This window comes from Clostridium sp. 29_15 (assembly GCF_001916075.1).
In the GTDB taxonomy this organism is placed as follows: domain Bacteria; phylum Bacillota; class Clostridia; order Clostridiales; family Clostridiaceae; genus Clostridium; species Clostridium lentum.
Map to the genome: position 1 here is coordinate 1 of NZ_MNRT01000023.1, position 13,805 is coordinate 13,805.

General features: G+C 24.6%; 10 protein-coding genes and 1 pseudogene. All 11 read left to right on the top strand.

What is annotated here, in order from left to right; all coding sequences use genetic code 11:
- Positions 1–207, top strand: a 207-nt coding sequence (locus BHW04_RS04445; RefSeq protein ID WP_302699033.1) for an IS3 family transposase, incomplete at its 5' end; no start/stop codon positions are given.
- A gap of 55 nt (positions 208–262) precedes the next feature.
- A pseudogene (locus tag BHW04_RS12250) lies at positions 263–925 on the top strand (acyltransferase family protein); the annotation flags it as partial.
- A gap of 112 nt (positions 926–1,037) precedes the next feature.
- Positions 1,038–3,290, top strand: coding sequence for a hypothetical protein (locus BHW04_RS04450; protein ID WP_302699035.1), 2,253 nt, complete (start codon positions 1,038–1,040; stop codon positions 3,288–3,290).
- A 134-nt stretch (positions 3,291–3,424) separates the two neighbouring features.
- On the top strand, positions 3,425–5,953 hold the full coding sequence (locus tag BHW04_RS04455; RefSeq protein WP_302699037.1) for a hypothetical protein: 2,529 nt from the start codon (positions 3,425–3,427) through the stop codon (positions 5,951–5,953).
- A gap of 687 nt (positions 5,954–6,640) precedes the next feature.
- Positions 6,641–7,726: an acyltransferase family protein gene (locus BHW04_RS04460; protein ID WP_302699039.1), complete on the top strand. Its 1,086-nt coding sequence runs from the start codon at positions 6,641–6,643 to the stop codon at positions 7,724–7,726.
- An 86-nt stretch (positions 7,727–7,812) separates the two neighbouring features.
- A complete protein-coding gene (locus BHW04_RS04465) occupies positions 7,813–8,808 on the top strand; it encodes an acyltransferase family protein (protein ID WP_302699041.1) in 996 nt (331 codons plus the stop codon).
- Between the two features lie 136 nt (positions 8,809–8,944).
- Positions 8,945–9,832 (top strand): metallophosphoesterase, encoded by an 888-nt coding sequence (locus BHW04_RS04470; RefSeq protein WP_302699043.1) that lies wholly within the window; start codon positions 8,945–8,947, stop codon positions 9,830–9,832.
- A 146-nt stretch (positions 9,833–9,978) separates the two neighbouring features.
- Positions 9,979–10,245, top strand: coding sequence for a hypothetical protein (locus BHW04_RS04475; RefSeq protein WP_302699045.1), 267 nt, complete (start codon positions 9,979–9,981; stop codon positions 10,243–10,245).
- A gap of 96 nt (positions 10,246–10,341) precedes the next feature.
- Complete coding sequence (locus BHW04_RS04480; protein WP_302653667.1) at positions 10,342–10,905, top strand: thioredoxin domain-containing protein; 564 nt, start codon at positions 10,342–10,344, stop codon at positions 10,903–10,905.
- Between the two features lie 233 nt (positions 10,906–11,138).
- On the top strand, positions 11,139–12,341 hold the full coding sequence (locus tag BHW04_RS04485; protein ID WP_302699046.1) for a nucleotidyltransferase domain-containing protein: 1,203 nt from the start codon (positions 11,139–11,141) through the stop codon (positions 12,339–12,341).
- A 44-nt stretch (positions 12,342–12,385) separates the two neighbouring features.
- Positions 12,386–13,708: a UDP-glucose dehydrogenase family protein gene (locus tag BHW04_RS04490; protein WP_302699048.1), complete on the top strand. Its 1,323-nt coding sequence runs from the start codon at positions 12,386–12,388 to the stop codon at positions 13,706–13,708.
- Positions 13,709–13,805: the final 97 nt, after the last annotated feature.

Here is a 13,805-nt window from a genome sequence, read left to right on the forward strand (position 1 = left end):
TGTCCTTATGACAATGCTTGTATAGAATCTTTCCATTCTTCAATAAAGAAGGAAGAAATCTATAGAAATACATATCGCACCTTCGAAGAAGCCAATATAGCTATATTTAAATATATTGAAGGTTGGTATAACAAAAAAAGGATACACTCTTCTATTAATTACATGACACCAGAACAATGTGAATTATTAGCTAGAAGTGCAGCATAAAAAAGTTTGACTTTTTGTGTCCAAAATATTGACATAAGACCATAATAATGGACATTTATGGTTCTTAATGATGCTTTTTATATTATTTATTATATTTTATATGCTGGAGAAAATATTACTTAGGAAAGGAAAAGAGAAGATATTAATAATTTTAATGATTGTAGCTAATATTATTTCCACAAAATTACCAGATTATTTTGAACTTTCAAATGTATTTTATTATTGCATATATTTTTATGTAGGATATAAATGTTATGTTACAAGTGAAAAAGGATTTAAAAAAGTTGATATATATTTAAATAAAAATAGAAATAAAGTATTTGTTTTTTCATTTGTATTAATAGCTGGCTTATTATATATGGTAAAAAATTTAAAATATTATTTTATTTTTACTATTATGGTACAGAAAATATTATATTTTTTTATTGGCATACTTGGAGTAGCACATATATATACGTTTATACTTTTAATTGAAAAATATTTTATTATTAATAAAATAATAAAATTTATTGGGAAACATATATTTAATATATATTTATTACATGAGCCCATTATTTTTATTATATTAAGTAACATTAATAAAGATAGTTTGAGTCCAATGATAGTTTCATCTACATGTATGCTTTTAAGTGTTACTATTTCTACCTTGTTAAGTGAAATATATTATAGAATAAAAGAAATAAAAAATGAAAGAAAACAAAATGTTTTTTTTAATTAGGAATTATTTTTAGTTATCTAAATTAATTTAGATAACTTTTTTTATATTATTTAGATTAAATGTTTTATTTATCGTTAATAATTTAAATAAACTATTATAAATTTATGAAGGAGTGATAATTATACATAATAAAATACGAAAATTAATAATTTTTATAGTATTATTAATAGTTAATATTTTCTACATTAATAAAATAGATATTAATAAAGTTAGTTCTGTTAATGAAATGATAAATAGTGATTATGATGTTGGTGATATTGTTTATACTGAAGGTTATTATGAAGGGAGCATTGATGGCTATGCAAAATATAGGATTATAACATATGATGAATGGTGTGAAGAATTACCAAATGATATAAAATATGTATATAAAAATAGAAGTTTAATTAAAACACCAGTAGATGAATATGGAAATCACACTTTGAAAAATGGATTAGTAGCTAAATTAATTATAGATAATGAAACTACTCCTGAACAATGGGGAGCAATTGGAGATGGAAAAACAGATAATAATGATGCTTTAATAAATATGTTTGCTTTTATTAAGACTGGAAAAATTAAATTTAAAAAAGATTCAGTATATATGATAGGAAAAGGAAAAGAGGATAATCCGTATAGATTATATATGTGTGGTTCATTATTGGGAGGTCAAAATTTTAATAAACCTATTATGGGAAATGTAAAAGATTTAATTATTGAAGGAAATAATGCTACTATAAAATTATTAGATAATAGCTGGGATGATACAGGTATGGGGATTTTAAACTTCACTCAAGATATAGAGAATTTTACAATACAAAATCTAAATTTTGATGGAAATTGTTATTCAATGATTGATAATGTTAAAACTTCCAATCATACAATTTTCTATTCACCAGGGCAATTATATTTAAATGTATTAGGAAATGAAATTGGTGAAAGTCACTATAAATATTCTTCAAAATATAATTCGGAGAATTTAAATGAGTCATTTAAACCATCATATATTAAAAAGTGGAGTATAAATAATTGTAATTTTAAAAATGCTGGTACTATGGTGAATTCTAATGATAGTGGTGGAGATTTTATTTTAATAGTAAATCCAACAGAACTAGATGGATTATTTATAGAGAATAATAAATTCACTAATTGGGGAAGATGGGTCTTTTCCATTGATTTAGGTGGCAATGGAGAAAGGTTATATAATATAAAGTTTAATAATAATATATGTATTCAAGAAGATGAGTCAGATAAAGTTCCTTATAAACAACAAAGAGGATTAGGATTAATTGATTTTGAATCAAAAAAGTGTTTTACTAATTTAGAGTTTAAAAATAATTACATTAATGGTATAACAGGATTTGCGATAAATGGAAATAGTAAAATATCCAATAATATAGATATAAGTAATAATAAATTTATACGACCTAATTATAACTATAAATCTGCATATCCATATACTTTTGAATTTTATAGTGTTCAAATGAAAAATTTAAAATTTAAAAATAATGATTTTACTGATGACATAGGAAGTATTAAATTAGGATATAAATTGGATAATATTACAGTTAAAAATAATAAGTTTTCAAATAGTTCATTTAGGGTTCTTGGTGTTTTTGGAAATATAATTTTTGATAATAATACAACAACAGGAAAAGAATTAGTTCAAGTTGAAGGCGTAGATTACCCTGAATATATAGATGAAGATGACTATAAATTTTGCAATTTTATATATACAAATAACATAGGGGGGATTGGATATCATGGTGGAGAAGCTATGTTTTTTGATCCAGATAGTCCGGGAAAATATAATTATATAAAATTTAATATAGAAAATAATAAAATGGAATATATAAATTTAGTTGCATGGGATGCTAAAGATTTTACATTTGACACTTCACAAATTGTTGGAAATCATGCTTTTAGTGTTAGGGGAGCAAAATTTATTAATAAAACATATAGTTTAAATAATAATCCTATTTGTGGTGGTGGATATTATTCAAAAGGTGATATTATAGTTGATAATTTAAAAGATGCAGGAGTTTCAAGAGTCGAGTATTATTATGATGGAACAAAATTAGGAATAAATAATTTTAATAATTATGATTATAGCTATAATAATTATGGCTTTAGTACCATTAAGTGTGTAGAAGATGGTTATTTACCTACGGGAGGCGAATTTGTTTATGCATCCCCAGATATTAAATTTAAATCAGGATTAAATGTAAATAAATATGCACATATATATACTGATTCAGATTTATATATGGCTTGTAATAATGGAAATTTAGGAACTGAAATAATCAAAGAAGATAATCGATATTTAAGTGGTGATGTATATTTAGTGCATTTAGCTAATATAGCAAAAGTTAAAATATATAAATGAAACAATGAGGATGGTGTTTTATTAAGTTAATAAAGCACTGTCCTTTTTTTGTGACTATATTTATAGTAAATAGAACATTCTAGGGTAATTCACATAAGTTATAGTATAAAAAGTTATTTATAAGGAGGGGTATTATGGAAGAAAATTTATTTAATGGAAGTAAGGATGAATATTTTGATGGATATGTCAATTACAGAAATGGAACTATAGGAGATTTACCTGAGTATTATTGGTGTACTGGATATTTAAAGGTTAGTGAAGGGGATATTGTTATATTTCCTATGAAGGCACCAAATTCCTTAGGAGCATGTTATGATGCAGATAAAAAATATATAAAAGGAATTATTCCAGCTGATTTGGATGATGCTTTAAATTATAGTATTTCAGCAGGAGTATCATATATAAGAGTATCAATAGAAAAAGGAAGAATTAATAAAAATATCAGTAATTTTATATTGGACGTTATTTATGCAAATTCAGGAAGTGAAGAAACTCTTGAGTTTGACAATATTGTAGAATTAAAAGAGGCAGATTTAAAAGAAGGTTCAATTGTATCTACAAAAGGATATTATATAGCAGGAGATAATGGTGCAGCTAAGTATAAAATAATGACTTATGATAATTGGTACAATAATGTATTGCCTAAAGATATTTTATATATTAAAAAGGGAAATACTTTTGTTAAAACACCTGTAGACGAATATGGAAATCATACTTTAAATAATAAATTAATTGCTGTTATTCAAGGGGATAATTATACACCAGAGCAATGGGGAGCAAAAGGTGATGGAAAAAGCAATGATAATTGGTCATTTATTCATATGTTTGCTTATGTTAAAACTGGTGAAATAAAGTTTAGAAATAAGGCTACGTATATACTAGGATTAAATGAAGATAATCCATATAGACTATATATGTGTGGAACCTTATTAGGAGGACAAGCCTTTTATAAACCTATAATGGCAAATGTAAATAATTTGATTTTAGATGGAAATGATTGTTTAATAACTTTACCTGATAATCAATTTGGTGATTCTGGTATGGGAATTTTTAATTTTGCTCAAGATATTGAAAATTTAGAGATAAAGAATTTCAATTTTGATGGTAAAGGAAAAACTATGACATCAGTAAATAAAAATAGTAACCATACATTATTTTATTCACCAGGACAATTATATTTAAATGTTTTAGGTGAAATAGGATATAAGCATTATAAATATGATGTTAACTATAATACTAGTGAGCCCAATGCATCATTTAAGCCATCAGTAATTAAAGAATTAAATATTCATAATAATGAATTTAATGATGCAGGAACAATGTACAAAAAAGCTGGAGACTATGGTGGAGATTTTATATTAATAATTAATCCAACTGAATTGGATGGTTTATATGTTGAAGATAATAAGTTTTATAACTGGGGAAGATGGGTATTTGCTATTGATTTAGGTGGAAATGGTGAAAGATTATATAATGTAAAATTTAATAGAAATGAGTGTTTAGGAGCCAATAGAGCTGAAGTTGTAGGTGATGATACTTGGAAATGGAGGGCATTAGGCTTAATTGATTTTGAATCTAGGAAATGTTTTACTAATTTAGAAATAAGCAATAATAATATTATAGGCACAGCAGGTTGGGCTTTTAATGGAAATAGTAAAATTAGTGAAAATATAGAAGTTAAAAATAATCATTGGGAGCATATTGGAGGTGGATACCCATATATCTTTGAATGGTATTCTGCACAAGTAAAGGATGTAGTAATAGAGGATAATTATTTTAGTGGTAATGCAGCATTAAAACTAGGATATACAACTCATAATTTACAATGTAGGCGAAATAGAATTTTATCTTATTTTAGACTATTATCTATATCAGGGGATATAATTTTTGAAAATAATACAAGTCTTATGCCACTTCAGAAGTTAGTAAGTATAGATTCATTAAATGAACCGACCTATTTATCAAATACAGAAAAGAAATGTAAGTTTATTTTTAGAGACAATATAGGAGGCATATATGGAGATATACCTAAAAATAGTAATTATGCATTAAATTATGATATTAATTTTATAATTGAGAATAATACTTCAAATACTTTTAAATTTAATTTTTTTATTAAAAATCAAATTTTATTTGATCCTAATCAAATAAATAAAAATGATATAAGAGATTTCCTTGCAAGAGGTGCTAAATTTTCAAACCCTACATTTTCTCAATCAGGAATAGTTGCTAGTGGAGGTGGAATTTATAATACTGGCGAGATTATAACTACAAATGCTGAGGTTGTTGGTGTAGCAAGGACGTATTTTTTTAGTAATGATGATGTTATTAAGGATTTTAAAAAATATAATTATAATATTACTTCTTATTGCAATATTAATGGAATTAAAAGGTTAGGAGTAAGATGTGTAAAAACAGGATTTATACCATCTATAGGTAATTGGGGATTTGTGAATCAAGAGACTTATTTTAATATTGTTAAGAATACAGATATTAAACAGGGAGCATTTGTGTATACAGAAGATAATTTATATTATTGTATTAATTCAGGAAAATTAAGTGAAGTTATACCAACGCATATAGATGGGATAGATATAAATGGAGATGTTCAATTGTTATATATAACTAATATGGGTAAGGTAGAAGTATATGTAGTAGAGTAATTTTAATAAGGAAGTACTTAAATTGAGTACTTCCTCTTAATATTTCTTAGAAATATTCTCTATTAAAACTTTAGCTGGATAACAACCTACAATATAGTGTGGAGTAGTAAATTTAGATAATACGTAACTTCTATGAGTAATAACACAGTTGTTAGGGATATCACTTCTTTTTGATGCACCAACATTTGGTGCAATCTAGATGAGATTACCAACTGTATATAGCTTAACTATAGGATTATTAATTTTAATAACTGTATCATAAATATAGTGATCATCAGAACTTCTAATATTAACATTCTATCCAACTAATACATCATTTCCAATAGTATTTGTATCGTTCCCAAAAATAGTGAAATTTTATTTGCTTAAAAACTATTACTTAATATCAAATAAGAAACTAAAATAGAAGTTTTTACCGATATTTTTAATGGGAAAGCATATAAGTTAAAGCATAACGATTTTGGTATACTTAATAATATATTAATATTCATGTTTAAAATTCTGTAATTCTTTGTAGATATAGTAAAGTTATTATATCAGATAAAGACATAAAAAGTAAAGTATGTGATATAATTTAAAATATATAAAAATATAATAAAATTTAATAGGGCAGTAAAATTTCTAAAAATTATTAAAATGTAATATCATTTAGAATCAGTAAAATAAATAATAAAAGGGGAGTAGTTAATGCAGGGTAAAGAGAATATTTTAAAGGATTTAGATTATTTAAAAGTTATAGGAATACTTTTAGTGGTTATAGGTCATTGTACTTCCATATATACAGGGGGATGGGTATATAAATCATCAGTAAATGCACCTATATATGGATTAATAGCATCATATGTATATACTTTTCATGTTCCTATGCTAGTATTTGTTTCAGGCTCTATTTACTATTATTGTAGAAAAAATAAAGAAAAGTATAAAAGTTTAAAAAGGTTAGTAAGTAATAAATTTAAAAGATTAATAGTGCCATTTTTAACAGTAGGTTTATTTTACTCAATTCCAATTAAGTATCTTATAGGAAATATAGAAAAAGGAACATTACTTAATAGCATAAGAGATTTTCTTATAGGATTAAATACTGGGCACTTATGGTACTTATTAATGCTTTTTGATATTTTTATATTATTTTATTTATATGAAAAATTTATATTAAATAAAAAATATTCAGTTATAGTAAATATTGCTGTTTTTACTTTAATGTATGTTTGTTCAGGATTTTTTACTAGTTTATTTTTAATCAATAGAGCAATTCAATATAGTATATTTTTTTATTTAGGTTATGAATGCTTTAGAAGTAAAGATAAAATATATTCAAAAATGGTTTCTACAAAAACATTAATAATTATTATTTTAATACCAATATTAATAATAATTTCATTAGCATTAATTTTAGTAAGTAAAATAACAATAGATAACATAATTTTAAGTAGAGTATTTTCATTAATTAATGTAATTATAGCTTTAATAGGTATAACAGAAACATTTTTGGCAGTGTATTTATTAAATAATAAATTAAAAAGTAGAAAGCTACAAAGTAATATTAATAAATGTATGAAATTTTTAAATAAGTATTCATTTAATATTTATTTATTACATGAACCATTAATTTTTATTATCTTATCATATATTGCTAGTAAAAATATAAATTCAACAATTCTTGTTTTAGCATGTTTTATTGTAAGTATAGTTATTCCTATATTATTAACTAAAGCTTTCCAAGTAATAGTAAATAGAAATAATGTTAATGAAAGAGTTGCTACTAGATAAAGACACAACTAGAGAATTTTAAAAATAGAAATATCTATTTTTTATAAAATAATATAGATTTAATTTTTAGTAATTTTGGAGGATTTATGAAAGAAAAAATTAATTATATTGATTACTCAAAAGGAATAGCAATATTATTTGTAATATTTGGACATGTTTATTCTGGAAATAATATAGCCACTACTTGGATTTATTCATTTAATATGCCATTATTTTTTATAATATCAGGTTTTTTATTAAAGCTTAATAAAAATAAAGATACAAAAAGTATGATTTTAAAAAAATTTAAATCGCTGATGGTGCCGTATATATTATTTAGTATAATTAATATAGTAGGATTTTATTTAATAAAGGATTTATCATATGAAGTATTTAAAGGGAACATTTTTAATACTATAACTTTATTTGGAATAGGGGCGTTATGGTTTTTACCAGCACTATTTATATCAGAGACTCTATTTTTATTTGAAAAAAATAATATAAGTAAAAATAAATATAAAGCTTTATTTTATATAAGTATAGTTTTTATCATTGCCATATTTATCTTTGTTAGTAAGGGAAATTATACTAATGTAATTGGAAAGTTAACTATTGTATTAATACGTAGTATGGTAGCTTTATTTTTTATTAATATTGGATATTATCTATATAAGGTAATAAGTAAAATTAATTTTAAAATATATCAAATTTTAATTTTAGCAGCTATAAGTATAATATTGTCTACATTAAATGGATATGTTGATTTATGGGGAGTGCAGTTTAATAATTTACCTCTATATGTATTTAACTCAATTATAGGGTCACTTTTAATAATAGCCATTACTAAAAAAATTAACCATAGTAAAGTACTAAAATTCTTAGGTCAAAACACATTAATTATTATGGCAACCCATCAGTTGATTTTACAAGCAATATTAAAAAGTTCTTTAATAAAATATTTAAATAATATAATGATTATTTTTATAATATTATTACTGGAATATCCATTAATAAAAATTATAAATAAATATTTACCTTTTATGTTGGGAAAGAAAAGAGAAAAAAGTATTGTACATAAAGAAAATAATGCTGTTATGGGGTAAAGCATATATAAATTTAATATTAAGTTGATTTCTAATGATTTAGAGGTCAACTTTTTTTATTTTATAAAAATAAATACAATAAAAGTAAAATATGGTAAAATATAAAAGTGAAAATTCTGTTTAAAGGTGGAAGGAGATGATGAAATTTATGAGAAAGTTTTTTAAAAGGTTAGCATTGGTTATTTTATCAGTGATATTGATAATTGTAATTTACAATATTTTTGATAATAACAGAATAAAAGTTGTGGAGCAGGAAGTTAAAGTGGTAGATTTACCAGAAGAGTTTGAAGGATTTAAGATACTTCAAATAGCAGATTTACATGGTAAAACTTTTGGAAAGAATCAAAAGAGATTACTTAAAAAAATGAATGCCATAGATTATGATATGATTGCTATTTGTGGAGATATGATGGACAAGCATACTGAAGATAATAAGCCTTTCTTTGATATATTAGATGGTTTAGAAAATAAGGAGAATATTTTTTATGTAAAAGGTGATACAGGATTGGAAGCTGTTAATGAGAATATTGGAGAAATAACTAGTGATGGACAACTATTAATTGAAAAGGGATGCAAGGTTTTAGATAAGCCTTATGCTATTACAAGAGGCAAAAGTACCTTATGGGTATCTAGATTTATTAATGGAACAACTTTTTATAATGAAACAGGTGTAGATAAGGATAATGATAATTCAGTTAAAGTTGTAGTTACTCATTATCCAAGACATGAAAATCATTATGCAACAGATCAAAATATACCAGATTACAATCTTGTTTTAGCAGGGCATTATCATGCAGGACAAATTAGAATACCTTTCTATGGAGCATTATTTATTCCAGATGTTTTTGCACCAGTATATTTTTTCCCAGATCAAAAAGAAGTAAAAGGTTTAATTACATGGGGAAATACAAATCAATATGTAACAGCTGGCCTTGGTGCTAATGCACCATATAAGTTATTACAATTTAGATTGTTTAACACACCAGAAATTAATGTACTTACTTTGACAAAAAGAGCAAAATAGTATGAAGATATTATAAATAATATGTAAAAAAAATAGTTAATTTTTATAACGAAAGTTAGTATTATATTGAGTTTTAATTGGTAAAAAATGGTATAATGATATTGGAATTAAAATTTTAATAATAAAATTATATGGAGGTATTTTTTATGAAAGCTAAATGGAAAACGCCACAAGTAAAGAAATTAAATTTAGAGGAAACAAAAGCAGTAGAAGCAATAATTATGTATAGGAGTGGTTCACCAGAATTAGTAACTATGGATTTAGAACCATTTATAGGTTGGAAATGTCCATGTTGCAAAAAGGAAAGTGGATATATATTTAATCAAGAAGGTGAAGCACAAAATGATTTTAAAACAAATCATTTACCAAATTGCCCTAAGTATGATAAAGTACATGACAGGTGTATGAGTTAAGTGTAAATTTATTTAGCGCATAACCTAAAAAGGAATATATTAGTAATAGTATATTCCTTTTTATATAATAAATATTATGTTAATTAGGAGAAGTATATGAAAAAACACTTAAAATATATATTTAGTATTGCTATTGTTTTTTTTATTACAGTTTTAAATATAAGTTGTAGTAAAGATAAAGAAGTAGGATTAGTATATGGAGTTGAGTCAGCGCCTATAGTAATAAAAAACTATACAAGCTTTCAATGTCCAGATTGTTCTGAGTTACACTTAAAATTACATGATGTTTTAAAAAAATATATAGATAATGGTGATGTAAAATATATAGAAAAGCAAATTGATATAGAAAGATTTCAATTTGATGATTTAATTTATAAAAAAATGAATGATGAACAAATAAATGATTTTGAAAAGTTATCAGAAATATATGAAAAACAAAGTCAATGGATAGCTTATGAAAATGATGAAGATGTTATTAAACTATTAAATTTAAAAGAAGATGATAATAAAAATAATATTAGTGATTTGAAGAGGATAAGAAAAGAAAAAGAAAAGTTAGATATTCATGCAGTACCTACTGTATATATTAATGGTGAAGAAATGTCTAATAAAATCACAGCAGAAGAACTTGAAGAAAAATTAAAAAGTTTAGTTAAGTAAAAAATTTGATTGTATATAAAAGGGAAAAATGGTAGAATTTGATGAACGATTGATGATAATAATTAAGTGGAAATATGATAATATAAATATAGTACACTAAGATGCAGAAGATGTTATTAAGAGTAATTTTAATATACATAGAGAGTTTTATTTGGATACACTTCAAAAAAGAGGAGTATCCTTTTATTTTGAAATAAACAAAAAGCTTAATTTTATCACTGTGGAGGAGAAGGATGGAAAAGTATCAAGAACAGATAATTGATTTATTAAATGCATCTATACATGATAGTAAGCCAAAATTTAATTATTCTAACAATATTGATTGGGATAAAATCATTGAAGAATGTAATGCTCATAGTATAGATGGACTTTTATATCTAGCACTAAAAAATAGTGGAGATAATATAGATAATAAAATTATAAATAAATTAAAAAGAATTACACTTATATCTGCAATTCAGCAAAGTAAGCATATTAAAGATACAGAGGAAATATTAAAATTATTTAATGAAAATAATATATCAGTAATAGTTTTGAAAGGACTAGTTATTAGGTATTATTACCCAAAACCAGATTTAAGGACAATGTGTGATTCAGATATAATTATTCATAAAGAAGATCTGCCAAAGGTGAGAAAACTTCTTTTAAATGAAGGTTTTAGAGAAGAAGAGGATGCAGGGCATCATATTGCATTTTTAAAACATGGATTTAATTTAGAAGTTCATTGGACATTAGCAAATGAAACATTTAGAAATGGGCAAAAATGCTTTCAAGAATATATTTGGAATGATGCTAGGAAGATTAAAGTTGGGAGAATTGATACATTGGCATTATCACTTGAGGACCAGGCTTTACATTTTTGTGCACATATGGCATCTCATATGGCTATATCAGGCTTTGGTGTTAGACAATTAGCAGATTTAGTTTTATTAGTTGAACATGAGGGAAAGAATATTAATTGGAATAATTTTTTATTAAAAGCAGAAAGAAGTGGATTATTAAGATTTTCTATAGGCATGTTTAAAGTATGTAATTATTTATTTAATATGGAGATACCAAAAGAGCTTAAAGATAATAATAATGATGATGATGTTATAGATTTAGTTGTAGATGATATATTCACAGGAGGAGTTTATGGGCAAAGAGATTTATCTTATACCTTTAGAGCTCAAGTGGGGTACGATATAGATAAAGATAATACCTTTAGTATGGTTAAAAGATATATACAAATAATATTACCTCCAGTAAATAAATTATCTGATAGATATGGATATGCAAAGAAATATAAAATATTGCTTCCAATTGCATGGATACATCATATATTTGTAGGAATTACTACTAAAGAATATGACAAGGAAAGTAAAAAGAAATTTTTAACCTCAACCATTAGTAATGCAAAAAGTAGAAATAAGGTTGTAAGATGGTTAGAACTTTAAAATATATTTATAATTAATGTGGTGTTAAAGGGAAGGAGTTAATTATGAGAATAGTTGTAGCAGGAACAGGTTATGTAGGATTAGTTACAGGAGCTTGTTTATCGGAAATAGGACATAATGTAACTTGTGTAGATATAGATGAAAACAAGATTACAATGATGAAGGAAGGAATTTCTCCTATATATGAGCCTGGATTAGATGAATTATTAAAGAAAAATCATGATGAAGGAAGATTAAATTTTACAACAGATTATAAAAATGCTTATAAAAATGCAGAGATAGTATTTATAGGGGTAGGAACTCCTGAAAGAGAAGATGGTTCAGCTAATCTTGATTATGTTTTTACTGTCTGCAAAGAAATTGCTGAAAATATTGAAAATGATTGCTTAGTAGTGGTTAAGTCAACTGTTCCAATTGGAACTAATGATAGAGTAGAAGCGTATTTAAGAGAAAATGTAATAAATAATGTGAATATTGAAGTGGCTTCAAATCCAGAGTTTTTATCACAAGGAACTGCAGTTGTAGATACTTTGCACGCATCAAGGATAGTTATTGGAGTTGAAAGTAAAAAGGCAGAAGAAAAATTAAGATACGTTTATGAAGCATTTAAACAACCTATAGTAGTTACTAATAGAAGAAGTGCTGAAATGATTAAGTATGCTTCTAATGATTTTTTAGCGTTAAAAGTAAGTTTTATAAATGAAATGGCAAATGTTTGTGAGATTGTTGGAGCTAATATAGAAGATGTAGCTAAAGGTATGAGTTATGATAAAAGAATTGGGGACAAGTTTTTAAAAGCTGGTCTTGGTTATGGAGGATCATGTTTTCCTAAAGATACAAAAGCTTTACATTGGTTAGCTAATGATAGTGGATACGAAATAAAAACTATTAAAGCTACAATAGAAGTTAATGAAAATCAAAAGTATAAGATGTTTAGAAAAGCAAAAAAACGATTTGGAACTTTAAAAGGAATGAAATTAGCAGTACTTGGATTAACTTTTAAACCTGAAACAGATGATTTAAGAGAAGCTCCATCTATTCCTAATATTAATAGGTTATTAGAGGAAGGAGCAAAAATAGTCGCTTATGACCCTATAGGTGAAGAAAATTTTAAAAAAATATTTAAATCAGGAATTGAATATGTAAATTGTCCAGAGGAAGCATTAAAAAATGCAGAAGTAGTGTTCATATTTACAGAATGGAAAGAAATTAAAAATTTGGATTTAAAACTTTATGAAAATTTAATGAAAACACCAATAATTTTTGATGGTCGTAATTGTTATGATATTGATTTAGTAGAAGAATATAATATAGATTACTATTCTATCGGAAGAAGTGAGATATTAAATATTAATAAAGAAATATAGTTAATTGCGAAAAGAAGAGAAATTTGTAATACGATTAATTATAAAAAAATAGGAAAATATGGTAAAATATAATATAAGGTTATACATTTTATTTGAA